24 protein-coding genes are annotated in these 25,815 nt (G+C 43.2%); 11 read left to right on the top strand and 13 right to left on the bottom strand.

Translation table 11 applies throughout. The features are described from left to right. Positions 1-20: 20 nt before the first annotated feature. From NST15_RS02225 to NST15_RS02215, 3 genes are all read right to left on the bottom strand, one after another. Entirely contained in the window at positions 21-1,142 is a 1,122-nt protein-coding gene (locus tag NST15_RS02225) for a mannitol-1-phosphate 5-dehydrogenase (RefSeq protein WP_342498805.1), read from the bottom strand. A 1-nt stretch (position 1,143) separates the two neighbouring features. Next, positions 1,144-1,578, bottom strand: coding sequence for a PTS sugar transporter subunit IIA (locus NST15_RS02220; RefSeq protein WP_019743148.1), 435 nt, complete (start codon positions 1,576-1,578; stop codon positions 1,144-1,146). Positions 1,579-1,673: 95 nt separating this feature from the next. After that, positions 1,674-3,116: a PTS mannitol transporter subunit IICB gene (locus tag NST15_RS02215; protein WP_025206755.1), complete on the bottom strand. Its 1,443-nt coding sequence runs from the start codon at positions 3,114-3,116 to the stop codon at positions 1,674-1,676. 506 nt (positions 3,117-3,622) lie between these two features. Between NST15_RS02215 and NST15_RS02210 the strand changes: the two genes are divergently transcribed. From NST15_RS02210 to NST15_RS02200, 3 genes are all read left to right on the top strand, one after another. After that, a complete protein-coding gene (locus NST15_RS02210; RefSeq protein ID WP_046527415.1) occupies positions 3,623-5,257 on the top strand; it encodes a copper resistance protein CopC in 1,635 nt (544 codons plus the stop codon). A 16-nt stretch (positions 5,258-5,273) separates the two neighbouring features. Continuing rightward, positions 5,274-5,888 (top strand): DUF1775 domain-containing protein, encoded by a 615-nt coding sequence (locus NST15_RS02205; RefSeq protein WP_017358509.1) that lies wholly within the window; start codon positions 5,274-5,276, stop codon positions 5,886-5,888. 130 nt (positions 5,889-6,018) lie between these two features. Then, on the top strand, positions 6,019-6,615 hold the full coding sequence (locus NST15_RS02200) for an NAD(P)H-dependent oxidoreductase (protein ID WP_025206752.1): 597 nt from the start codon (positions 6,019-6,021) through the stop codon (positions 6,613-6,615). 248 nt (positions 6,616-6,863) lie between these two features. On the opposite strand, the gene NST15_RS02195 is transcribed toward NST15_RS02200, so the two are convergent. From NST15_RS02195 to gabT, 3 genes are read right to left on the bottom strand one after another with little or no spacing between them, the layout of a single operon-like run. Beyond that, entirely contained in the window at positions 6,864-8,258 is a 1,395-nt protein-coding gene (locus tag NST15_RS02195) for an NAD-dependent succinate-semialdehyde dehydrogenase (RefSeq protein WP_342498804.1), read from the bottom strand. Then, positions 8,233-9,621 (bottom strand): APC family permease, encoded by a 1,389-nt coding sequence (locus NST15_RS02190; RefSeq protein ID WP_058214291.1) that lies wholly within the window; start codon positions 9,619-9,621, stop codon positions 8,233-8,235. The genes NST15_RS02195 and NST15_RS02190 overlap by 26 nt, the downstream gene beginning before the upstream one ends. A gap of 21 nt (positions 9,622-9,642) precedes the next feature. Continuing rightward, positions 9,643-10,959, bottom strand: coding sequence for a 4-aminobutyrate--2-oxoglutarate transaminase (gabT, locus tag NST15_RS02185; RefSeq protein ID WP_035390451.1), 1,317 nt, complete (start codon positions 10,957-10,959; stop codon positions 9,643-9,645). A gap of 108 nt (positions 10,960-11,067) precedes the next feature. Here gabT and NST15_RS02180 point away from each other — a divergent pair, with 108 nt between their 5' ends. Continuing rightward, positions 11,068-12,492, top strand: a complete 1,425-nt coding sequence (locus tag NST15_RS02180; RefSeq protein WP_025206750.1) for a PLP-dependent aminotransferase family protein — start codon at positions 11,068-11,070, stop codon at positions 12,490-12,492. 66 nt (positions 12,493-12,558) lie between these two features. On the opposite strand, the gene NST15_RS02175 is transcribed toward NST15_RS02180, so the two are convergent. Beyond that, positions 12,559-13,290, bottom strand: a complete 732-nt coding sequence (locus tag NST15_RS02175) for a LysR family transcriptional regulator (RefSeq protein ID WP_342498803.1) — start codon at positions 13,288-13,290, stop codon at positions 12,559-12,561. 99 nt (positions 13,291-13,389) lie between these two features. Between NST15_RS02175 and NST15_RS02170 the strand changes: the two genes are divergently transcribed. Continuing rightward, positions 13,390-13,941 carry a DUF4865 family protein gene (locus NST15_RS02170; protein WP_342498802.1) on the top strand — a complete coding sequence of 184 codons (552 nt, stop codon included), beginning with the start codon at positions 13,390-13,392 and terminating at the stop codon, positions 13,939-13,941. A gap of 80 nt (positions 13,942-14,021) precedes the next feature. On the opposite strand, the gene NST15_RS02165 is transcribed toward NST15_RS02170, so the two are convergent. Further along, the gene (locus NST15_RS02165) at positions 14,022-14,333 is read right to left on the bottom strand and encodes a metalloregulator ArsR/SmtB family transcription factor (RefSeq protein WP_007498144.1); all 312 of its coding nucleotides are present in this window, start codon (positions 14,331-14,333) and stop codon (positions 14,022-14,024) included. Between the two features lie 123 nt (positions 14,334-14,456). On the opposite strand from NST15_RS02165, the gene NST15_RS02160 reads away from it, so the two are divergent. From NST15_RS02160 to NST15_RS02140, 5 genes are all read left to right on the top strand, one after another. Then, a complete protein-coding gene (locus tag NST15_RS02160; protein WP_282900396.1) occupies positions 14,457-14,831 on the top strand; it encodes a hypothetical protein in 375 nt (124 codons plus the stop codon). 138 nt (positions 14,832-14,969) lie between these two features. Continuing rightward, entirely contained in the window at positions 14,970-15,836 is an 867-nt protein-coding gene (locus NST15_RS02155; protein ID WP_224559208.1) for a TetR/AcrR family transcriptional regulator, read from the top strand. Positions 15,837-15,852: 16 nt separating this feature from the next. Then, positions 15,853-17,286, top strand: coding sequence for an MDR family MFS transporter (locus NST15_RS02150; RefSeq protein ID WP_007498149.1), 1,434 nt, complete (start codon positions 15,853-15,855; stop codon positions 17,284-17,286). Positions 17,287-17,460: 174 nt separating this feature from the next. Continuing rightward, positions 17,461-18,837, top strand: coding sequence for an aspartate kinase (locus NST15_RS02145; protein ID WP_342498801.1), 1,377 nt, complete (start codon positions 17,461-17,463; stop codon positions 18,835-18,837). Positions 18,838-18,989: 152 nt separating this feature from the next. After that, the gene (locus NST15_RS02140) at positions 18,990-19,835 is read left to right on the top strand and encodes a GAF domain-containing protein (RefSeq protein WP_007498153.1); all 846 of its coding nucleotides are present in this window, start codon (positions 18,990-18,992) and stop codon (positions 19,833-19,835) included. Positions 19,836-20,020: 185 nt separating this feature from the next. Here the strand turns inward: NST15_RS02140 and NST15_RS02135 are convergent, their stop codons facing one another. Both NST15_RS02135 and NST15_RS02130 read right to left on the bottom strand, forming a co-directional pair. Further along, entirely contained in the window at positions 20,021-21,448 is a 1,428-nt protein-coding gene (locus NST15_RS02135; RefSeq protein WP_007498154.1) for a HAMP domain-containing sensor histidine kinase, read from the bottom strand. Further along, positions 21,438-22,133, bottom strand: a complete 696-nt coding sequence (locus tag NST15_RS02130) for a response regulator transcription factor (protein WP_017358523.1) — start codon at positions 22,131-22,133, stop codon at positions 21,438-21,440. The genes NST15_RS02135 and NST15_RS02130 overlap by 11 nt, the downstream gene beginning before the upstream one ends. A gap of 146 nt (positions 22,134-22,279) precedes the next feature. On the opposite strand from NST15_RS02130, the gene NST15_RS02125 reads away from it, so the two are divergent. Next, positions 22,280-22,411, top strand: coding sequence for a hypothetical protein (locus tag NST15_RS02125; protein ID WP_255391292.1), 132 nt, complete (start codon positions 22,280-22,282; stop codon positions 22,409-22,411). An 89-nt stretch (positions 22,412-22,500) separates the two neighbouring features. Here the strand turns inward: NST15_RS02125 and NST15_RS02120 are convergent, their stop codons facing one another. The 3 genes from NST15_RS02120 to NST15_RS02110 form a co-directional block, all read right to left on the bottom strand. Then, complete coding sequence (locus NST15_RS02120; protein ID WP_017358525.1) at positions 22,501-23,049, bottom strand: GNAT family N-acetyltransferase; 549 nt, start codon at positions 23,047-23,049, stop codon at positions 22,501-22,503. Positions 23,050-23,321: 272 nt separating this feature from the next. Beyond that, positions 23,322-24,656, bottom strand: coding sequence for an MmgE/PrpD family protein (locus NST15_RS02115; protein ID WP_191219149.1), 1,335 nt, complete (start codon positions 24,654-24,656; stop codon positions 23,322-23,324). Then, on the bottom strand, positions 24,647-25,804 hold the full coding sequence (locus NST15_RS02110) for an amidohydrolase (RefSeq protein ID WP_342498800.1): 1,158 nt from the start codon (positions 25,802-25,804) through the stop codon (positions 24,647-24,649). The genes NST15_RS02115 and NST15_RS02110 overlap by 10 nt, the downstream gene beginning before the upstream one ends. Positions 25,805-25,815: the final 11 nt, after the last annotated feature.

Raw genomic sequence — 25,815 nt, 5'->3', positions numbered from 1 at the left:
GTTAGAAAGGGATTTTTTGATTATCGCTCGGTTTCTTTGAGGATGGCTTGATAGAGATCGTCTTCAGGTTTGAGTCCACATACCTCTTGAAGCACACCTTCAATGCCTTTTTCTTTCCTTAATGCCTGCAAGCGAACCGCTTCTTCGTCTTCTGCAAAGTCGTAAGCCAAAGCAGCAGCGATCCCTTTGATTAAGTACACTGGCTGCTTGATCTTTTTCGCTGGACCGATTAAACGGTCATCTGCTCCCAGCTTTCTAAGAGGAGAGCGTGCGACACGAGTCACTTCATCGGAAATAAAAGCATTTTCAAATCGTTTGATGATTTTTTGAATGTACGCATCATGTTCTTCTTTTCGGAAGCCATACGCGTCAATTAAATAACTGCCCGTTTCATGAAGGGCACCTTCGACAACTTGACGAATGTCTGGTGTATCAACAGCTTCTTTAATGGTTTTTACGCCTTGCTGATACCCGACATAAGCCGCTAGTGCATGTCCTGTATTGACGGTGAAAAGCTTCCGCTCAATATACGGCGTCAAATCTCGGACAAAGGTCGCTCCGTCAATTTGCGGAACATCTCCAATAAAGCCCGTCTCATCAATGACCCACTCGAAAAATGGTTCAACCGACACTTTGAGAATGTCCTCATGGTGCTGAATCGGAACAATGCGGTCAACCGCAGCGTTTGGAAAGCCAACGGTTTGTGATATCACTGCTTGCTCATCTGCTGTTAAATGAGAGAACACCGCTTCTTTTAAATGAGCACTTCCCCCAATCATATTTTCACATGCCACGATGTTGATGATATGGTCTGGCTTTTTTTGTTTTAATCCTTCAGCAATCGATGAGGCAATGATCTTCAATACGGCTGGTCCAACAGCTGTTGTAATCAAATTGGCTGTGGCAACCGCCTCTGTTAATGCTGCTGGATTTTGCGAAGAATTGATCGCTGATACGGGCCCGACGATTTCTTGCTTCTGCCCTGGTGCTGCGAGTTCAACCGTGTATTCTCCTCTTTCATTCAGCTCATTGATGACCGCTTCATTCACATCGGTAAAGACAAGCTCAAAGCCCGATGTCTTTAACAAAGATCCGATAAACCCTCTGCCAATATTCCCTGCTCCAAAATGAAGTGCCTTCATGTTAGTTCACCTCGTTAAAGATGGCGATCAGTTCATCCTGATCCTTTGCATGAATGATCCGTTCTACATTTTCTTCTTCTGAACAGACAATCGCAATTTGAGACAGAATGTCAAGATGCTCGTTGTTTTTCCCAGCGATCCCAAAGACGACTTTCGCCACATTTCCTTCACCATATTCAACACCATCTGGAATTTGGATAATCGAAATCCCTGAATGAAGGACTGCCGCTTTCGCATCCTCTGTTCCATGAGGGATTGCAATGCCGTTCCCCATAAATGTAGAAGAAATCTCTTCTCTTTCAAACATTTTGTCGACATAATCACTTGTGACGTAGCCGTTTGCTACGAGGACTTCGCCTGCTTTTTTGATGGCTTCTTCTTTAGAACCTGCCTGTTCGTTTAGAAAAATATTGTCTTTAGAAAGTACTTGTTTCATACATGATCACACACCTTTTTTAGAATAAAAATCAGGAAAACAACCAAAACGGGGAGTTCAATTAGGAAAAATTGGACTCAACCCGTTTCGTCATGTTATTTTTTCAATTTCTCAATCAGCTCATCATATTTCGGGCTGTTTAAGAAATTATCCACTGAGATATGCACAGCGCCTGGCAGCTTTGCCTTTGCTCTGTCTGTTAAATCTTTATGAGTAAAGACCACATCCGCATCGTCTGGGATGTTGCTGATCGATGTGTTTGTCACATCGATATCAAGCTCTGCCTTTTTCACTTTGTTTTTCAGAATGGACGCACCCATTGCACTTGAACCCATCCCTGCATCGCAGGCAAAGATGATTTTGTTCACGTCATCTGGATTGACGTCACTTGGAGATGCTGCTTGCTCATTAGCTTCAGCATTTTCATTTTGTGCTGTAAGAGCAGCGGCTGCTGCACTTTTCTTGCCTTTCATGTCCTGCATCTTTTCTGTTGCTGCTGTTAAATCTTCGTCAACTTCTTTAGATGCTTTCAAAATGACCGATGCGACAAGGAACGATACGATAGCTGCTACGACAACACCTGCTAAAACGGCAAGGTGACCGCCTTTTGGAGACATCAGCATAAGCGCAATAATACTTCCTGGTGACGGCACAGCTTTTAATCCTGCATTTAATAATGTGAACGTCAGGACACCACTTGCTCCCCCTGCAATGACAGCCAAAATAAGTTTTGGTTTCATTAAGATGTACGGGAAGTAAATTTCATGGATTCCTCCTAAGAACTGAATGACAATGGCACCTGGTGCAGACTGTTTCGCATTTCCTCTTCCAAAGAACATATACGCAAGAAGAACACCTAAGCCTGGCCCTGGGTTTGTTTCAAGCAAGAACAGAACAGACTGCCCTGTCTTCGCTGCTTGCTCGACCCCTAACGGCCCTAAAATACCTTGGTTAATCGCGTTGTTTAAGAATAATACTTTTGCAGGTTCAATGAAGATACTTGCCAGCGGTAGTAAATGAGCATTGACAATGATATCTACACCTGCCGCAAGGGCTTTATTCAGACCTAGTACCACTGGGCCGATAGCATAGAATGCAATGGCAACAAGAATGGCACCGAGGATACCTGCCGTAAAGTTATTCACAAGCATTTCAAAGCCAGATTTGATTCGGTCTTTGAACAGCTGGTCGATTTTCTTAATAAGATAACCGCCCAGCGGCCCCATGATCATGGCACCTAAAAACATTGGAATGTCTGAGCCAACAATGACCCCAATCGTAGCCGTAGCACCGAGCACTCCGCCTCGATGGTCATAGACGAGTTTACCGCCTGTGTAACCAATTAAGAGCGGCAGTAAGTAGTTAATCATCGGTCCAACGAGTGTAGCTAATTGCTCATTCGGAAGATAACCACTTGGAATGAACAAAGCTGTAATGAGTCCCCATGCAATAAATGCACCAATATTCGGCATAATCATACCGCTTAAATAGCTTCCAAAGCGCTGTACTTTCACGCGGAATCCGCTTTTTTCCTGCATCTGTGAAAACCCCTTTCTTCTCTCCCTTTATTTCGGGCTTTATAGGTCAAAAGATATAAGAACAAGAGTCAGTGAAGCCCTTATACCTATCGTAAAACGCTTTCACTTTCCCTTCAATTGAAACTAAATGTCACTTTGTCACTTAGTGTGTGACAAAATTGAAAAATGATGTGACACTTCTCGGCATACCATAGATGATAGCGGGGTAAAAGTTGAATCTACTGTTGTTTTGGCGCAAAATTCATTGGAATTTCACAACTTTCAAATGGTCACTTCTTGTTTCCTCTACTTAAATCGAATAGGCTTATATTGATCAAACATTCAAGAAACGTCTGCGCAGACAAGACATGACACAGAAAAAGTGAACCATCTTGCTATTTGTTTCGTTTACCTTTTAGAGTGGGCGGTACAATAGAAAGAGCGGTTTTTTCTGTGACTCACAGTTTACTGCCGCTTTCTTTCTGATACATGAGACATTTTCATAGGTAGAAAGGCGGTTATTCACATTGTTGAAATATCGTAAGTGGCTTCTGCTGCTTCTCTTCATGTTCTCATTTTTCATTCCAAAAGAAGCATTTGCTCATGCATATGTGGTGAGCTCAAATCCAGTAGCAAATGAAGAGCTGGATCAGCAGCCTCCTGCAGTCTCGATCACCTTTAGTGAAGGGATCGAAAGTGGATTTCATGCCATTAAGGTGTTCAATGCAAAAGGGGATCGTGTGGATCAAGGAGATACGGTCATCAAAGAGCAAAAGATCATGGAAGCAGCTTTAAAAAAGAATTTACCAAAAGGCATTTACACCATTCAGTGGAATGCGGTATCAGCCGATGGGCACTCTGTGTCTGGCATGATTCCGTTTAGTATCGGAAAAGCGGATGGAGGATTTGATCAATTAGATCAAGGACAATCAAGTGAATCCATCGATATGGCTTCAACCATTGACAAAGCCTTTCTGTATACGTCATTTAGCTTATTTCTTGGAACCATTTTATTTGGGCTTCTATGGTTTAAAGCGGCCATAACCGACGTTTTAGCTCGGCGAATGAAGCGACTCTTAACTGTTTCATTGATCATGATGGGCGGAGCACTCTTGTTCCAGCTGCCGATTCAAACTAAGTCAGCGGCAGACGTGTCCTTTTTAGGGGCATTTCAACCATCACTTTTACAAGAAACCATTGCGTCGACTTCGGGCGGGAGTCTGTGGATGATGCTAATGGCGTCATTTGTTCTACTGTCGATCTGGACGATTGTGGCGATGAAAAAAGGAAACTTCACTTCCTTCCGGGTATGGCTGTTCCCGCTGCTCATTTTCACTGTGCTCCTATGGCTAAAAGCACAAATCGGTCATCCAGCCGCAACAGATAATAAAATACTGACAACGTCACTTGACTTCATTCATCTCATTTCTGCATCTATTTGGGTCGGCGGCTTAACAGCCATTGTCCTTCTTTTGATGAAGAAACTGCCGAATGAAGATCAGCCGCTCATACGCAGCACCCTGACAGCTTTTCATCCGTGGGCACTGCTCTCAGTTGGACTGATTGTGTTTTCTGGGTTTGTGAATGCGATTTTTATTCTGCAATCATTTGATGCCCTTTTCCAATCAGCTTATGGACGCACCTTCTTAATCAAACTTGGTTTATTTATCATCATGGGTCTTCTTGGGCTCGTCCATTATTTGATGCTGAGATGGGAAAAGAAGCAGAAACGAAACGTATCTTTACGAGCAGAGTGGATCATTGGGATCGCTATTTTACTATTAACAGCCGTATTCACCAATATCCCAAGTCCTCCGCCGCCTGCACCAGAGCCATTCTTTGGAGCCAATCAGGTGGAGCATCGTGACCTTGTGTCTTTGAGCATTACCCCGAATGCTCCAGGTAAAAACACGTTCGAGGTGGCATTTACGAAGAAGGATGGACAAACGATCACAGACATTCAATCAGTGACAGCTAAGATCCACAAAGTCTCCTTGTTCGGTGATGAAACGCCAAACGAATTTCAGCTGAAACGATTAAAGAATGGACACTTCTCGGCTGAAAACCTCTTACTAAATGAAAAAGGCACTTGGAAAATTGAGATTCATGCATTAACTGGTTCTTTTGACAACATCGATACGACATTCATTAGAAGAAACTAAAAGGAGTTCATATCATATGAAAAAATACGTTAAAGCTTTATTACCAATGCTTCTCGCTTCATTTTTACTGGCGATTCCTGTGAGTGCACACGTGACAGTCAAACCTGATACATCTGCAACGAATGCTTGGGAAACCTATACGTTAAAAGTACCTTCTGAAAGCGACAGTCCGACAACAAAGGTTGTCATCACGATGCCTAAAGGCGTAGAATTCCAGCAATACGAGCCAGTGCCTGGCTGGAAAACAACAACTGAAGAGAAAAACGGAAAAGTCACAAGAGTCACTTGGGAAGCAACTGGCGATGGTGTCCTTGCTGGCCAGTTCCAGCAATTCGTGTTTGTCGCAAAAAACCCTGAAAAAGCCGGCGAAGCGGCATGGGATGCGTATCAATATTACAAGGATGGAACAGTAGTTGAATGGACTGGCGACAAGGACGCTGATAAGCCTCATTCGATCACAAATATTGTTGCGTCTAATACCGTAACGGATTCACATGGTCAAGAAAAACCAAAAGAAGAAAAGGCATCTGAAACAGCCTCTTCTTCTTCTTCACCACTTGTTCTTGGTCTGTCCATTGCAGCCTTAGTTGTGGCATTAATTGCACTTGGACTTGCTTTTAGAAAGAAATAAGCCTTACATGAGCGATCGTTTTTTCAAGCGGTCGCTTTTTATTTTCCCAACCTATCATTTCCAATATAGGATTGAATAGGATACTCGTGCATGCCATAATGAGACACATGACCACCTAGGAGGCTATGAGATGAACCATCTAATCATATTTGCTCATCCCCAGCAAAGCTTAAATCAAACCCTATTAGATCTTGTTGTAAGCACTCTTTTGAACAATGGTCATGATGTGACGGTTCGTGATGTGTATAGCATTGGCTTTCCGCCAGAGCTGACAACAGCAGAAAAGGTTGCCATGAGAAACGGACATGTGCCGGCACCGGTTCAAAGAGAGCAGAAGCTGATTCAACAAGCTGATGTCCTCACGTTTATCTTTCCAATATGGTGGACAGGCTTGCCGGCGATGCTAAAGGGTTATGTAGAGCGCGTTTTTTCAGAGGGGTTTGCGTATGAGATCAATGAAAACGGAGTGGTGAAAAATCTGCTTCGAGACAAAAAAGGGGTCATTATTAATACGCATGATGCACCGAGGACCTTTCTTAATTCAAATATGATCATCACCCCCAGCCATCACATGACGACAGATACAGCCGCCTTCGATCTGATCGGCGTTGAGCCAGTCGAACGGCTCTTGTTCAGCAGCATGGAACAAGCATCTGCAGACGACATCCACGAGATTCTCAGAGAAACAAAAGAAACGGTGGATCAACTTTTCCCACCGGCTGTTTAACATAAAAAAGACTGCCGAAGCTTCTCGGACAGTCACAGATTGTTGATAAAGGGCTAAAATGAACTTGATTTTAGCCCTTTGTCTTCCTTTTCAGCGTGATAGAAAACCTTTGCAGTCTAGGAAGGACGAGTACTGGCGCGGAGCGAATTTGACATTCGTGAGCACCAGCACGCAGGACTGACAAAGAATGCGAGGGTTTGTCTACACGCTGAGACTACCGAGGCTTCTCGGACAGTCTTTTTCACATGTTATTCGTCTAAACCAATTGACACATACTTCGTTTCTAAATAAGGCTCGATGCCTTCGATGCCACCTTCACGGCCAATACCGCTCTCTTTCATACCGCCGAAAGGTGCCTGCACAGCGGATGGTCCGCCGTCATTCCAGCCAATAATCCCGTAATCTAGATTCTCAGATATATAGAGACCATTGCGGTAATTCTCTGTAAAGAAATAAGCCGCAAGTCCAAAAGGTGTATCATTTGCTAATTCAATGGCTTCATCTAATGTGCTAAATGTCGTAATGGGTGCCACTGGACCAAACGTCTCTTCATGCATAATGTTCATTGAAGGGTCGACATGAGTTAGCACCGTCGGCTGAACAAAATAATACGACTTCTCATCGTCAAAATGTGTATCGCCGCCGACAAGAACTTTCGCCCCTTTATCCACGGCATCTTGAATTTGTTCGACAATTTTATCGAAGCCTCGCTTATTGATAATCGGTCCGATGGACGTGCCTTCCTCAAACCCATTTCCTACTTTCAGCTTTTCCACTTCTTTGCTGAAACTTTGCGCAAATGCTTCATGAATTTCTTCATGGACAATTAATCGATTGGCACAAACACACGTCTGACCTGCATTACGGAATTTAGATGCCACTGCTTGTTTCACAGCCAATTCAAGGTTGGCGTCCTTATCTACGATCAGCGGGGCATGACCGCCAAGTTCCATAGAAACGTGTTTCACTGTGCTCGCACTGTTTTTGATGAGATGTTTTCCAACTGGTGTAGAGCCAGTAAATGTGATCTTGCGGATCAATGGACTATCTGTGAAGATTTCCCCCACTTCTTTTCCATCTCCAATCACCCATTGCAAGGCATCCTCTGGAATTCCGGCTTCATGGCCTAATTTGACAAGCTCAATGGCCGTAAGCGGCGTGTCTTCAGCGGGTTTCACGATAAACGTACAGCCCGCTGCAAGCGCTGGTGCAGCCTTCCTTGTAATCATCGCCGCAGGGAAATTCCACGGTGTAATGGCGGCAACAGGACCGACTGGCTGTTTTGTGACAAATAGGCGTTTGTTTGTCGTATGAGACGGGATCGTTCTGCCGTAAATCCGCTTTGCTTCCTCTGCGTACCATTCAATATATCCAGCGGCATAGACGATTTCCCCTAATGCTTCTTGATACGGCTTCCCGTTTTCTTCTGTGATGATTTTTGCAAGTCTTTCTTTATGCTCGATCATGAGATCAAACCATTTGCGAATGATATTTGCACGTTCATGGGCTGACGTTTTTGCCCATGTTTTGAATGCTTTGTGTGAGCGAGTGATCGCAGCTTCAATCTGTTCTTTTGTATGCTGAGCAACTGAGGCAATTTCTTCTCCGGTTGCAGGATTATACACTTTGAGTTCGTTTGTCATGCTCTACCTTCTCCTTCGTTCTTGGATTCATTACATATAGTATATACCCAATGAGTGCCCAACCTAAAAGCAAAATCCATTCAGCTGGCCATGATAAGGAAGCCGGCATCCCTGGAAAATAAAATGATAGAAAAAGGAGACTGAGTCCAATGGCAAAAACGCCGGTCGTCCGCCAATATTTAATGCGGTATGGACGCTCAAGCTCAGGTTCTGTCTTGCGAAGTCTCATAAAGGCAATGGACACAATCAAATACCCAACGATGATGCCCACACCGCCTGCATTAACAATCCACACGAGGGCAGGACGCCCAAGTAATGGTGCAAAAAATGCAAGTGCACCTAAGAACAAAATGGCATTTGTCGGAGTTTTATACTTCGGATGAATATACGCAAACCATTTGGAAATCATGCCTCTTTCCGCCATTGCATAGAGGATACGGCTTGCACCAATGATAAATGCATTCCAGCTCGTCACAATGCCTGCTACACCACCAATGACAAGCACAGTCCCAAACGCCTGATGACCAAGAAGCTGTACCATGGCATCTGCTGTTGCCAGTGATGAAGCCTCAAGCTGACCTTTTGACAACCCTGCCGCTACTCCAAAGACAATGAGCAGATAAAATACAACCGCACTCACAATGGAGATAATCAAAATTCTCCCGATGATCTTCTTAGGTGCATTAATCTCCGCCGCTACCTGCGGGATGACATCAAACCCAACGAATAAAAAGGGAATCATCACTAACACAGCCATCAGACCGCCAACCCCGCCCTGAAACATCGGCTCAAGGTTTGCAAAATCTCCATTAAATGTAGCTCCGCCTAATAGAAGAAAACCTGTCAGGATAATGGCCACTGTGAACACCGATTGAAAAATGGCAGCAGGCTTTGCGCCAATGTAGTTCAGAGCTGTTAAAAACAGCGCACCGCCAGATCCAATCAACACCCATGTAAAGTAAACATCCCATCCTCCTATATTCCATAGGAAACCAACATGCTGTGTTGGAATGACATAGTCAATGACTGTCGGAAGTGCGACAGCTTCAAACGTAATTACGGACACATAACCGAACAATACGCCCCATGCGGAGACAAACGCTGATTTGATCCCAAATGCCCGCTGGACAAAGACGAGTCCTCCGCCTGTTTCTGGAATCGCAGAGGAAAGCTCTGCATACGTTAGTCCAATAAAGATGACGAGAATGCCCCCTATGACAAAGGCAATCACACTTCCTAAAAATCCAGCTGTTAAAATCCAATCTCCCGAAAGTACAACCCAGCCCCAGCCAAGCATTGCACCAATGGATAAAAACAGTACGTCTGACTGCGACATGGTTTTAGCCATTTGTTGTTTTTGCATACAACCATCCCCCTTTGTTGTTTAGCGTGCTGTGAAGGCGTCTTCGATAATCCCTAGTCCTTCTTGCAGCAGCTCATCTGTGATGACAAGTGGTGTTAAAAAGCGAATAATATTCCCATTGATCCCTGCCGTTAATAAGAGTAGTCCGTGCTTGTTTGCATAGGCTGCAATCGCTGCGGCTGTCTTCTTATCTGGTGTACGCGTTGTTTGATCTTCCACAATTTCAATGGCCGCCATTGCCCCTAATCGCCGGACTTCCCCGATGAATGAGTACTTACTTCTCCACTCATTCGCTTTGTCCTCAATGACTTGTCCAATGTATTCAGATCGTTCATTCAGTTGTTCTGTTTCAATAATATCAAGTACAGCCAAAGCTGCCACACAGCCTAATGGACTGCCAGCATACGTTCCTCCTAGCTCCCCTGGGTCCGCTGCATCAAGTAATTCTTTTCTGCCAACAACACCGCTCAGCGGCAGGCCAGCTGCAAGTGATTTTGACACAGTGATTAAGTCTGGTACCACATCGTAGTGTTCAATCGCAAAGTATTTCCCTGTTCTTGCGAATCCTGTTTGGATCTCATCTGCCACGAATACGATTCCATGCTGCTGACAGAATGAAGCGACATGCTGGACAAAACGCTTCGATGGTACAATGAATCCGCCCTCCCCTTGAACTGGCTCCATCACTACACAAGCGACTGTTTCTGGTGCAACGGTTGCGACAAAGAATTGATTGAACTGATCGATGATGTATTCGTCGTAAGCTGCATCGCTTAATCCTTCAGGTTTTTGATAGTAATAAGGATACGGCGCTTGATACACTTCTGACGCAAATGGTCCGAATCCAAATTTATAAGGCTTGACCTTGCTTGTCATGCTCATCGTCATATTCGTTCTTCCGTGGAAGCCTCTTGTAAATGAGACAACCGCTTGTCTTTTCGTATATTTACGGGCAATTTTCACTGCGTTTTCAACCGCTTCGGCACCTGAATTTAAGAAAATGGCTTTTTTGTCGTGGTCGCCTGGTGTGAGGTGGCATAGCTTTTCTGCCAATTCGATATAGGATTCGTACATCATGACATTAAATCCTGGGTGAATCAGGCTGTCTGCCTGCGCTTTGACTGCTTCCACAACCTTTGGATGGGAGTGTCCTACATTTAATGTACCGATGGCGCCTGCAAAATCGATAAAACGATTGCCATCAATATCGAAAAGCTCGGCTCCCTTCCCTTTCGCTGCAAGATGACGGTTGCCATTACTTACGCCTCTTGCGACGTATTGATCTCTTTTCCCCTGCCATTCCTCTGTTGAAAAACGGTTTGTTGTCGTTTGACTCATTGTCATCCATCCCCTTTATGTCTTTTTTATTATTCTGAATATTTTTTGGTATGATAGAAAGTACCAATATCATTTTTTTCATGGTACCAGAGAGGATGACATGGCGAGATGCTGACAATTCAACTAGATCAAACAGGGGAAAACGGATTTATTTATCATCAAATTTATACAAAAATTAAAGAGGAAATTTTAAACCGTAACCTGCAACCACACGATCAATTACCATCTAAACGAGAGTTAGCAGATACTTTAAACGTCAGCGTCAATTCAGTGAATGGCGCCTATCAACAGCTGCTTGCCGAGGGATATTTATATTCAGTTGAACGGAAAGGTTTTTTCGTGGAATCACTGGAAACATTTCATGAATCAGGTCAACTGAAACCCTCTTCCCTTCCAGCGGATTTAAAAGAGAATTCGATTGAGCGAAATGACTGGTATTCCTTTTCACATATTTCTGTTGATACAGCCAATTTTCCTTTTAAAAGCTGGCTGAAAAGTGAGCAAAAAGCGATTCACCTCCACCAAGAAGCCTTTGGTGAGCTGCCGCACCCACAAGGCGTCTATGAGCTGCGGGAAACGATTGCCCGGCTGATTGGACTTGCACGAGGGGTCAAATGCTACCCTGAGCAGCTTATTTTAAGTGCGGGTACACAGTCGCTCATTCATTCGCTATCAAGCATTCTTCCAGCTGATCAAATATACGGATTAGAAAACCCCGGCTACCGCAGACTGTATCAAATGCTGAAAAACAATCATCACCGCATTGAAACGATTGGCATTGATCAAAAAGGGGTGCGGATGAGCGACATTCACAAAAAAAAGCCGAATGTCTTGATCATTACGCCTTCTCATCAGTTCCCAACAGGTGTGATCATGCCAATTTCCCGGAGGATACAACTGTTAAACTGGGCAGCTGATCAGCCAGACCGCTATATCATTGAGGACGATTATGACAGTGAATTTAAGTACGGCACAGACAGCATACCGGCGCTGCAAAGCCTTGACCGCTATGACAAAGTCATTTATATGGGGACCTTTTCGAAATCATTGCTGCCCGGCTTAAGGATCAGTTACATGGTGCTACCGCAGCATTTATTAAGACGCTATAAGGAAGAACAGCACTTTTTCATCCAAACGGCCAACCTTTTTACACAATACACCCTTCTTTATTTTATAAAAGATGGCGCCTATCAGCGGCATATTAAAAGAATGAATGGGCTATACGAGGAAAAACGAAAACAGCTCATTGGAGAGCTCGACACTGTCTTTTGTGACAACGTACGGATTATCGGGGAAAATGCAGGGCTGCATTTTATCGCAGAATTCCGCTCAGATCGGACGCAGCATGAGATTTTACAGCGTGCCAAAGACCGAAAGCTGAAAATGTACGGGATGGACCGTTTTACCCTTGATGAGCATGTGCCTGGTCACAAAGAAGGCTTTGTCCCGCTTGTCCTCGGTTTCTCTCATATGCGGCCAGAGGATATTAAGCCAGCGGTGAAACGCCTGTATGACTCGATTTATGGGAAATAAAACAGCTCATGTAGATGAATCGTGGCACTCCTTTGACGGGACTATCCCCATAGAGGAGTGTTACGATCACATTCTTTCATAAACGTAATAGTTGATGTGAATATTTTTTTCTAGCAATTTCACGAGTGTTTGAAGGCTTTTTAAGTTTGTTGGCAGTAACGCAATACCATCTCCCTGTTCAACGATTTTGATCATTCCTTCAAACGAATCTAACTCAAATAGGGTTCGATCACCCAGCATACGCGTGGCCTCATGTCTTAATGGGCAAAGCTGATCACGATTCACGACCAATGAAATATCATCATCGTATATTTCTTTAGATTTTCCATACACGTTCAATGCCAAGCTCTTTACCTCTTTTAATTGATATTCCGCTTTTTCCATTTGATTAAAAGAAATAATTTGATCATACACATCCTCTGTTAATTTTTTGTTGATCGTACTTGATGAAGCAATGATAAAATCAGTGGCTTGAATATCCTCTAAAACATGCTGCTCGTATAAAACGGTAAATAGAAGCTCAGAGCATAAAACGGTCTTTTTCTTTGAAGTCAATTTTTGTTGAATGGCCTTCGTTTCTTTTAAGATTTTTTGAGCGTATTGATAAAATAAATCCCCCTGTCCTGTTGAACTGATTCCATGATGATGCCGGATAAAAAATGTTGCATCATATAAAGTTTCAAGCGCTTTGATTCTTTGAGAAATATTGGATTGCGCATACCCTAAAGCTTTAGCCGCTTGATTAATCGATTCTTTTTGATACACCTCTATAAAAATAATCAAATCATTTATATTCATCATGATCACCTATCACTTTTTGTGATAACAATAACACAAATATGTATTATTCAACTGGTTTGAAGTCGATTATGATGGCTATTGAAAGGGAGTGTTTCTATGCATGCCATGCAATATCATGTGGATCTGCCTGCGGATTATGATATGAATATCATTAGAAAAAGAGTACTGAACAATGGATGGAAAACAGATGGATATCAGGATTTATTATTTAAAGCTTATTTGATCACTGAAAAAGACAAACATAGAAGTTTACACAATGGCTATTGCCCATTGTATATTTGGAAACAATCGGAGGGCATGACGGATTTTGTGTTTAAGGGGTCATTTGATCATATTTTACGTTCTTTTGGCTGGAAACAAATCAATATTGGCATCACGTATTCCGTTCATTTAACAAATGACTTTCATCGTAGCAAATTCGTTCTTGAAGAGTATGTGACGATTCATCCTACTGATTGCCTGGAAAACCTAGATATCGCCCATCTCTTTTCTCATTTTAACAACAATAAGGGTGAAGTCATCGTATATAACCCCGATAAATGGAAATGCGTCAAATATTCTTTTCTGGACTCATTACCAGAGAATATAGAGCAGCAGATTCACATTTATGACATTGTCCATCTGTCTATGGATCATTCAATGGCCTAATTCATTTTACACGAGACGCATCACAAATCCCCAAGGTTACAATGCCTTGGGGATTTGTCATTTGTTGATGCAAGATTCTCTTACCACCGCTCCTTGTCTACAGCTAAAACGGATGACAAGAGGCCTGGAAAAGCGGTATCAATGTCATCCTTTCTGAGAGAGTAGTAACGGTGCTTCCCGTCAATTCTCACTTTCACGATGCCTGCTTCTCTTAGTACTTTAAAGTGATGCGACAGCGTGGACTTGGCAATGTTCATATGATACGTACCGCATGTTCTCTCACCCGCTTCTGCTAAGCAGCGGACAATCTCCAGCCGAACAGGGTCAGCCAATGCTTGCAGCACAGAAATGAGTCTCATGTTTTCTTGGGTTGGATGATTTGGATTATTCATACGATAAATGTATCGTATTTTGTTCTAACATACAATCTCGTTACTCGCCTATGACATTGTAACGCGACAACCTATGGAAACGACTATGACTCATAGACACTATTTTGAAGGGAAGAACCTTATTTGACACGGACAATATGGACTTGCTTATTCATGCTCTTATTGGCAACGAGCTTATGCGCCTGCCAATCTGTTCAGCAATTTGAGTCAAAACCACCTAGTGCAGAAGAGTTATTAACTCTCGATCCAAAGGCAGATTTATTTCAATGGGAAGAAACGATCTATGAAACAAACATAGATTGGACAAAATCATTAAATGTAACAAAACACCTGCAAGTAGGTGTCATTCAGAAAACAGCTGCCAAACATTTTGAACATGGAACAGCTTCTCGGTTGAAAAAAGGAACACCTATTTACTCTGTCAAGGAGCGGAAAGACCTTTTGATCATCGAACGTAACGGACAAATCCACATATATGCCGCACATGCGGAAGGATAAATACCTGTCATTGGGGCAGGTATTTTTTTAAGTTCATTTTCTTGTCATGTGCCATTGGTTTTGTTATCATAGCAAAAGTGACCACTCGGTTTCCATTGTGACCATATGGTTTTGCCGATTCGGAAAGGACTTATGAAGATGAACGAAAAGCAAGAAGAGATTTTGCGGGTATCGAAGAAATTATTTTCTCAAAAAGGCTATATGAGTGTCTCCATGCAGTCAATTGCTGATGCCTGTAAAATATCAAAAGCGTCTATTTATAAACTGTTTGATTCAAAGGAAGCTCTTCTATTGGAACTGATTAAATACAATCAGCGCAAAATGAGAGAGATTTCTCAGATCATTCATTCCGAAACGACGCTGTCCAAAAAGGAAAAATTCACAAAAAAGATTAAGCTTGAGCTTGAAGAGTTTAAAGAGAATCATAAATTTTTGAATATGCTGTCCTTTGAAGCTTTTTCACAGCATTCGCCCATCGTCATTAAGCATTTACGTGAGACACGCTCCATTATCATGCAGCGGCACAGAGACATCATTTTAAGCACATATGGTGAATCTGTTGCGCCTTATGTGTGGGATCTTGTGATTGTCCTCAACGGATTAATGAGAGAATTCATCTTGATGTTGGCGATTGAGCACAAGAACATCCAATTAGAAAATGCCGCCGAAATGATCATCGGTGTGATGGACCGTGTATCAATAAAGCCTTGCTCCATTGAGCCTGTGCTAACAGATCAGCTGATGGACTCTTATTTGCTTTCCACACAGGAAGAATATGATGAAGAAAAGCTTGTCATCTCGTACTTAACAAAGATGAAACAAGAGCTTCACACACTATCAAACGGAGAAGAAAAGGACGATCTCCTCTCTGCGTTTGAACTGCTGAGTCAAGAACTGTCAAAGGACCAACCGAGAACCTTTTTAATTAGCTCATTGCTTGATTATTTAGGCAAACACAGCGTTTTATCACAAAACGTGTCACAGCTGAAAAGCATTATTTTATAGATAAAGAAGGGATAATATGAACCAATCAACAACATCGTATAACCGGTCTGTGATTGTTGGGATTTTCCTCGTTGGGGCGTTCGTTGCGATCTTAAACCAAACGCTTCTCATTCCAGCGATCCCACATATCATGGAAGAGTTCAATATTGATGTCAGTAAAGGTCAATGGCTGACCACAGCCTTTATGCTGACAAACGGGATTCTCATCCCAATTACGGCCTTTTTAATTGAGAAATTTTCAAGCCGTTCCTTAGTCTTAACGGCTCTCAGCATTTTTACAGCAGGTACCATTCTTGCTTCGTTCGCCACGAATTTCCCGGTGCTACTTGCAGCACGTATCGTGCAGGCAGCTGGCGCAGGGATTTTGATGCCGCTCATGCAAACGATCTTTTTAACCATTTTCCCAAAAGAAAAACGCGGGCAAGCCATGGGTATGGTCGGACTAGTGATTTCATTCGCACCGGCGCTTGGACCAACACTTGGCGGCTGGATTGTCGATTCCTTTAGCTGGAAGTTCTTATTCTATATTGTTCTACCAATCGGTATCATTGATCTCATTCTTGCTTTCTTCTTAATGAAAAATGTCACACAGCAAAGAGACACTCGTATCGATGTCTTATCGGTGATCCTGTCTTCCTTCGGATTTGGCGGACTGCTGTACGGATTTTCAAGTGTTGGAACGTATGGCTGGACGAGTGCCACCGTTCTTATTTCACTCATTGTCGGCGCTGTGAGCTTGTTCTTCTTTATCCTGCGTCAGTCGAATTTGAAAAGACCGATGCTTGAGTTTGGCGTCTTTAAGTTTGCGATCTTTAGCTTAACGACCTTCCTCGGTATGCTCGTCTTTGCTTTACTCATTGGAACAGAGACGATTCTGCCGCTCTATACGCAGAATGTCAGAGGGTTATCTGCCCTTGATACAGGGCTGATCTTATTGCCAGGGGCTCTCTTTATGGGATTCCTATCACCGATTATCGGACGAATTTTTGACAAAGTCGGCGGTAAAGGGCTGGCTCTAGGCGGGTTTACGATATTAGCTGTCACTTCCCTGCCATTTATGATGCTCAGTCTTGATTCATCGATTACCCTCATTACAGTGGCCTACACGCTTCGCTTAATCGGGGTTGGGATGATCATGATGCCGCTGACAACAGCCGGTATTAACTCGTTACCACCGCATTTGATTCCGCACGGGACAGCAATGAATAATACGATGAGACAAATGGGCGGCTCTATCGGGACGGCTGTGCTTGTCTCCATTATGAGCAGCTCTGCTGCCAATGCAGCATTATCCGATCCAATGAAGTCAGCCGTTCATGGCATGAATACGTCATTTATCGTGTCTGGTGCTATTGCGGTGATTGGACTCGTTCTCTCGTTCTTCTTAAAAGAAAAACGTAAAAACAAAGTGATGAAGCAGGAGCTATCTTCTTCGTCCTCTTCTTCATAAAGACAAAGAGCTCGGCATATCGCCGGCTCTTTTTTCATATATTCACACATAACGTCCTCCCCAAAAATACATTTGTTCATTCAGAGAAGAAAAACCTTGATAATTTGAAGAAAAGAGTTGATAATAGAAACTATTCAATTTGTGAGAAAATTTTTACTATAGGAGATGTATGCATTGAAGGTCGTTAAATTTGGTGGCAGTTCTCTTGCTTCTGGCAAGCAACTGCAAAAGGTATTTGACATTGTCACAGCAGATCCAGCTCGAAAAGCAGTCGTTGTTTCCGCACCAGGAAAACGGCATTCAACGGATACGAAGGTCACCGATCTATTAATTAGCTGCGGTGAACAATATTTACGTTTAGGTGAAGCACACGATTTACAAGAAGCTGTCATCGAGCGATATGCCTCGATTGCGGATGCGCTGGGGTTAGGTCATGACATTATTGACACCATCCGGCAAGATGTAAACACGTTATTACAGGCTGATTCTTCTCACCCTGAGCGTTATCTTGATGCGATTAAAGCAAGCGGTGAAGATAATAACGCAAAGCTGATTGCAGCCTACTTTCAGCATCAAGGCGTCGAAGCGCACTATGTGAATCCAAAAGAAGCCGGTCTATTTGTCAGCGACGAGCCTGGTCAAGCGCAAGTCCTTCCAGAATCGTATGATCATTTGTACAAATTAAGAGAACGCTCTGGCATCATTGTGTTCCCTGGCTTTTTCGGTTTTAGTCTAGCGGGTGATATCGTCACTTTTTCCCGCAGTGGATCAGACATTACCGGTTCCATTTTGGCAAATGGACTGAAGGCAGATGTGTATGAAAACTTTACGGATGTGGATGCAGTCTACGCCGTCAATCCAACAATCGTTCATGAACCAAAGGAAATCACAGAGCTGACGTACCGTGAAATGCGTGAATTGTCCTATGCGGGTTTTTCTGTATTTCATGATGAAGCACTTATTCCAGCCTTTCGGGCAGGCATTCCTGTTCAGATTAAGAACACCAATAATCCAACGGCCAAAGGTACGAAAATTGTAAATCAACGGGATCATACGAATGGCCCTGTTGTGGGAATCGCATCAGACAATGGATTTTGCAGTATTTATATCTCTAAGTATTTGATGAACCGAGAAGTGGGCTTTGGACGTAAGGTGTTGCAAACGTTAGAGGAATATGGCCTTACGTATGAACACGTGCCTTCTGGCATTGATGATATGACCATTATTTTAAGACAGGATCAGCTGGAGGAGCAGCAGATTGAACAAGAGCTTTTAGACCGATTAAAGCTTGTACTTGATGCAGATGAAGTGGTTCTAGAGCGGAACCTCTCGCTTATTATGGTCGTAGGAGAAGCGATGCGTCATAATGTTGGTACAACAGCAAGAGCGGCAAAAGCGCTGTCAAAAGCCAAAGTGAATATTGAAATGATCAACCAAGGCTCTTCAGAGGTGAGCATGATGTTTGGCGTCAAAGCGGCTCAAGAAAAAGAAGCCGTTCAAGCCTTATATGAGGAATTTTTCTCTATGTCCACGGTGCCTGTCTCCATTTAATCAGCAGACTGTCAGATCTCCGGATCGGCAGTCTTTTTGATCTCACACGATTTGCGCATTAAAGTATATCTATTTCTCGTTTGATTTTGTATGATAGAGACAAATCAACTATTGTTCCGTCCATTGATCGGAGCTACAAGGAGTCCTAATCCATGCCTCGTCAACAACTATTAAAACAGTTTCGCAATTTTCATGATGCTTCTACAAGTATTTTAAACATGATGAGTCAATTCATTCATGTGAATACACTGTTTATTGCTAAAAATGATCAAAACACCAATCAGATTGTGAAGGTGCTAAATCACGACGAGCAGCTTCTTGAAGAAGGGGAAGAAAATCCTTACGAGAAGACATTTTGCAAGCTGGCGGTCGATCATCGCGATACGCTGTTGATCCCTGATATCCGCTTGGACGAGCGTTCAAAAAACTTAGACGTCACGAAACAGCTGCAAGGCGGATCATTTATTGGGGTTCCCATCGATTTTACTGATGGTACGAACTATGGAACCATTTGTGGACTTGATCTAAGGCCGCAGCAATTTACAGAAGAGCATGTTCATATGTTTGAAACGATGGCATCTTTGTTGAGTTACGTCTTAGAACTCGACCAGGCCAATCGGCAGATTCAGCAATTATCTGTACCGATCGTACCTGTTGTTGACGGTGTCGCCGTGCTCCCTCTTCTTGGTGATATCGAAGAGACACGTGCGCAGCATATTTTAGAAACCATTTTACAGGAAAGCTACAGGCTGTCGCTCTCTCATTTGGTCATTGATGTTTCAGGGACAAAACGACTCAATGAACAAAGCATTCAATACTTGGTCAGCTATGCGCAAACGTTAAGACTTTTAGGCATTTCAGCTGTTTTAACAGGAATAAAGCAAGACCTTGCGCTAAATGCGATTCAATCGAATATTTCATTTAAAGACATCACCATTCGTAAGGATTTACCTCAGGCACTTGCTCATATCGGCCTAACGTTTTCCAAAACAGAATAAGTGATGATACACCAAAAAGGGCTAAACTGAGTTTAGCCCTTTTCTTCTTTTCAGTGTAATAGAAAACCTTTGCAGTCTATGAAAGACGAGTACCGGCGCGGAGCGAATTTCACATTCGTGAGCACCGGCACGCAGGACTGACATCGAATGCGAGGGTTTGTCTACACGCTGAGGCTAAACGGAGTTTAGCCCTTTTCTTGTGGTAGCGGTAAACGAATGATAAATGTTGTTCCTTTATGTTTTTCGCTTTTTAAATCAATCTGTCCGTCATGCAAGTCCACAAGCTGTTTGACAATTGACAGGCCAAGTCCGTATTCTCCGTATGGTGTATTCGTTCTCGAAATATCCGCTTTATAAAAACGTTCCCAAATGTGTTTGACTTCTTCAGGTGCGATGCCGATTCCCGTGTCTTCTACTTCAATGATCGTTTCCCCATTCTCTTCTTTCCCTCTCAAAGAAATACGGCCGCCTTCTGTAAATTGAATGGCGTTCTTTGTGATGTTGACGAGAATTTGAATGAGCCGGTCATAATCTGCGTATACCTTTTGTTCAGGGTGAACCTCTACCATGAGCTGATTGTTTTTCTCTTCAGCCATTCGGCTCAGCTGCTCCTTAATCACTTCAAACGTATCAATGAGTGGATAGTGAAATTTTTGAAGAGTGATTTGATTCGACCTGATTTTCTCATAATCCATATTTTCATTGACGAGACGCAACATTCGTTTTGTTTCATCAGTGATGAGCGCATAGCATTTCTCTTTCTCTTCTGCCGGCACATCCGCAGTATTCAGCCATTCGACCAATCCTCGAATGGTCGTCAGCGGTGTTTTCAATTCGTGAGACACATCTGCGATGAATTGTCGCCTACGCTTTTCGAGCCGGTCAATTTCCTCTCTTGACCGTTGAAGACGATTGGCCATCATATTAAAATCCTCACCTAGTGTACCAATTTCATCAAGGTGTTTGTTTTCAAGATGAATGTTGTAGTCACCATGCGCAATTTTCTCAGTTGCCTCTCTCAGTTTTTTGATACGATTCACATGGAACTTCGACAGAAACAGACTGAGAATAAAGGTAATCGTCAATGCCACAAACACGATGATATATAAATACCGATTCATTTGAGCAATCAGCTCTTCTGCTCCTTGAATAGGAGCTATGAGCACCACCCCGCCCTTCAGCTTTCCGTCTTCCATGACAGGAAGTGCCACAAGTGATGCTTCTTGATCAAGCCGGCGTGAATCACTTCGCTTGACAATAATTTCTTCTCCTTTTGCGAGCTTGGCCCACAAATCTTTTGTGAGTAACGCTTCATGCGGCGGCATCTCTTGCTGCTGAGATAGCACAGTCCCTTTTTCATCAAAGACGAAAAAACGGATTTGTCTCGTCGAGAGAATGTCTTCAAATGGACGCAAACGGAAGTTCATCTCGGCTTTCGACAATTGTTTAAAATTCTCCAAAATTTCATTCCCATACGAACTCATTTCGTCTACCCTATTTTGATAAGCAATATCTTTCACAAAATGAGACATCAAGGTGCTGATAATAATGATGGCAATGAGCAATAACCCAAGGTGACTAATCAGCAACTGGTAAAAATATTTAATCTTCATCGAACTTATACCCTACGCCCCATACCGTATACAGAAAGGGCTTAGGTCCGTCTCCGATTTTTTGGCGCAATCGTTTAATATGAACATCAACCGTTCGTTCATCACCATAAAATTGGTATCCCCAAATTTGCTCAAGCAATTGTTCTCGTGAAAATACTTGCCGAGGATGCTGTATAAAAAAGCACAGCAAATCGTATTCCTTTGGTGTTAAATTTTCGATCCGTTTCCCCTCTAGAAACACTTCTCTCGTTTTTTTATCTAACTGAAAATGTTCGGTCTCTAGCCGTTCACCCTCTTTCGCTCCTTCTTGAGTAGATGTTGTTTGAGCAAAACGTCGTTTCACTGCTTTGATTCTTGCCATTAAGGTGAGCGGACTAAAGGGTTTTGTCACATAATCATCAGCCCCAAGATCGAAGCCCAGCACCTGATCAGATTCCGTTTCCTTTGCTGTCAGCATAATAATCGGAACATCACTGATCTGGCGTACTTTTTGACAAATGGTCAGACCATCCATTGAAGGAAGCATGACATCTAAGATGAGCAGATCCCAATCCTCTTCTTGCTTAAATCGATTCAATCCTTCTAATCCATCATGGACGAATTCCGCTTGAAATCCTTCTCGTTGAAAAAACATATCCGTCATTGTACAAACACTCTGGTTATCTTCAATCATTAATATTTTCATCATCAGCCTCCGCTGTTGCCTTTGTTTTTCTTTATGTAGCTTTATTTTACATGTTCCTTCTCAAATCTCAATTGGATTGATACGATTTCATGAACTTATCATGCTTTGGTCATCTTTTATTCATACTTTTTGATGGAGCTGAAATTTTGGAGAATCACATTGTTCTTTTTAATATAGTAGAATGGAAAAATGAAGGAATTGCAGAGGATAGTCTAGATGAGGACAGTGTCATTTACGTTCTTTCAGATGAAGAAGTCTCCCCTGTAGTAAAAGAATGAAATGACACGCTTCCTGATCGTTATAAATGGTCTATATAAAACAGTTTGGAACTGGACATGCATATCGAGGGCGGTGTGCCCTAACGAAGCTAATTGTGATTTTCTATAAGGCACCCCATTTCGATGCGAATTTCCTTTTTCTTTATATCTTCATTTGAATAAGAGTTGACATTTAATCCAATCAGTTGAAAGCCATTTTTCAAATAAAACTGGATAGCTGGAAAATTGGATGATTGGGTTTCTAATACAATCATTCTAACTCCCAATTCACGAGCTCGTTTTTGTGCCATTTTAATGAAAGTGCTGCCAATACCTTTTCTTTTAAATTGTTTATCCACATATAAATCATGAATGAGTAATGTATTATTCCATTTCATGTGTTGAATGACTATAATTCCAGTTTCTTCACAATTCATCTCTGACACGTAAACCTCTGAACCCTCTTTATATGGATCGAAAATCTCCTCTTTTAGATTTTTTTTAACTGGCGCTTCAAATACTTCTTCTGTAAGGGAGATGTTCCAACCATTGTGACTGGTTTCCATATGAATTTCATAGTATTTTTCAGATGTATATTGATAATATACTTGTTTTCCTTTAGGATAATTTTTTTGATAGATACGACGAATAGTTAACATTTCATACTCCCTTCATTTCAATGATTTAAATCTTTAAACGTACTACTAAATTCGTCGATTTGCGATTTGATACCTTTAAAAATAAACCTAAAAGATAAAACTCGTTTTGCCTCTGTCATAGAATAGGGTCGTTTTTAAATGTGATTGTTGTAGATCAAGATCAATTGTTCACCTGACGAAGGAATATCTTCTTTGACGTCATAGAGTATATTCACTCTTATAAAAATAAGGACATTTAAAAAGCTCATCTCCAAAGATGAGCTTTTTTCATATCACACGAGCAACTTCAGATAGGCAGTGTCATTCCCCTCTTCAACCGCCTGTAATAGCTGCTTTGCCTGTGATGTGCTGGTGACGCTGCTTAATTTTTGTATGATGTCTTCTGTCGATAACGCACAGCCTGGTGCTCCCCGAGGGATATCGACCCGTTTGCTGATGGTGGTACCGTCAGATAAGGTGAGCTTTACAATCGTAAATCGTCCTTTTGGCACTGCGTCTGGATGGGGTTGTGTCGTTTGATCATACACTCTATTTACCCGCTTCATCCATGCCCGCAGCTCTGGTGAAATGGTTTTTTTCGTAAAAGCATCCAGTGATAAAGGTTGTCCAAACACTGCTAGTGCGATGACATACTCGACACTAAATCGTCCCTCTTCTCCCGTCAAAGGTGTCCGCTCCGTAAGTGCGGCATCTCCGCCAGGCGGAAACATGACGTCGACCTGTACGATCTTCTCCTGTAAGGAAGAGTGTTCTTGTACTAATGACTCGATCGCATCGGCTGCATGATGCGCCGCTGAACAGAACGGATACACTTTAAACCATAGACCTGGCGACACGATACGCCACGCAGTGCCATAGTCGTCTAGCAGACGTCTTTCCGCTAGTTTCTGATCCCCATAGAGAGAAAAGAAGCCCAACTCTCCATCCAGAAGCGATTCACTCCCGCCAAAACCTGAGCAAGCTAAATCCATGGACCATACGGCTGTTTGAGCGGCGAGGCCAGCTTGTAATGGTTTCATATCAGTCCCAAACTGCTTTCGCATTCCAGCTGATTGCGCACCTGCAAAGCCGATCGCTTTCGCCAGCTCTTTCTGTGAAACTTGTTTCAAATAACCAATCGCACAGACTGCTGCAATGGCTCCGAGAGTTCCCGTATTATGCCAGCCCCGCTCATAGTGCGACTTGCCGATGGATTCACCTAGCCTTGCCATTACTTCGACGCCAGTAATGTAGGCTGCTAGAAATCGATCACCGTACGCCTCCCCGTTGGTCAGCTGGGAAAGCAAGGCCGGGATGATGACCGCACTTGGGTGTCCTCTCACATCAGAATGCACATCATCATAATCAAGGGCGTGAATCAGGTAGCCATTTAGCATGGCTGCGGATTGACGGCTGACCTTCTTCCCTTGTCCAATGACGGGAATTTGAGCCGCGCCGCCTTCTTGTTCCACCAGCGCCATGAGCTTCTGAATCCCTTCATCCTCTTTTGCAGCAAGTGCTGCTGCCGCAGCGTCTAACAGACCGTTTCGAGCCATTTGAACGGCCTGTTGATCTTGCAGCGGATCAGCAGAGAGCACTGCCTCTGCGAGCTGTTTCGTTAGTTCCATGATCTTGACTCCAACGCCCGAACCGCAAGCTCGGCAAAGAAGGCAGCGGCAACAGGGATTGCCTCTTCATTTAACGTAAAGGCAGGGTGATGCCACTCCTTTGTACCGCTTGTCCCCATCCAGACGAAAAAGCCTGGAATGCGTTCTTGGTAAAGGGCAAAGTCTTCTCCGCCTGGTGACTGCTCTGCCTCTACTACTGCGAGATCAAGCGCTCCTGCCGTTTCTTCCACAACCTTTGTCAAACGCTCGTCATTCATCACAGAAGGCAAATACGGATGCCATTTCACTTCTGCCTTTGCGCCAAATCCTTCTGCGATACCGCTCACGATCTGTTTCATGAGATCTGGAATCATCGCTCTCACTTCAGGTTCAAACGTCCGAACGGTCCCTTCCATCTCGACGCGATCAGGTATCACATTCCATGATGTGCCGCCTTGAATACGTGTGATGCTGACAACCGCATGATGCAAAGAACTAATGCGGCGGCTGACAATTTGCTGTAGGGCGCTTGTGATCTGAGCGCTGATGGCAATCGGATCAATTGTGTGATTTGGAATTCCAGCATGACCACCCGTTCCTTGAATGTCAATTTCAAAGCGATCGACGCTCGCCATTAATGCTTTTTCTCTTATCCCGATGGTGCCAACTGGCAGGTTAGGTTTATTGTGCATACCAAATATCGCATCCACTCCATTTAAGACGCCTGCCTCTATGACGTGTTTCGCTCCTTGCGCCACTTCCTCAGCCGGCTGGAACAAAATGCGCACTGTTCCCTTGAGCTCATGTTTCCGTTCGTTTAATAGGACGGCTGCACCAAAAATCGAAGCGGTATGGAAATCATGACCGCATGCATGCATTTTTCCTTGTATCTTTGAAGAAAATGGTTCGCCAGATGCTTCTTCAATTGGAAGTGCGTCAATATCGGCTCTCAGAGCAATCGTTGGTCCCCCTTGTTCTCCTTTGATTTCACAAACGACTCCTGTTTGAAGATCTGGGAAATTGAGTACTGTGATCCCTTCCTCTTGTAACCAGCCTCGTAGTTTTTTGGTCGTTTCATATTCTTCAAATGCCAGCTCTGGATGCTCATGAAGCGCTCGGCGTATGTTAATTAAACGTTTGTTTAAAGCTTGATTTCCTAATGATTTCACTGATACTCACC

It is taken from the genome of Bacillus sp. FSL R5-0820, assembly GCF_038593385.1.
In the GTDB taxonomy this organism is placed as follows: domain Bacteria; phylum Bacillota; class Bacilli; order Bacillales; family Bacillaceae; genus Bacillus; species Bacillus altitudinis.
The sequence above is the reverse complement of the archived record's forward strand: the minus strand, read 5'-3'. Positions and strand labels throughout refer to the sequence as shown.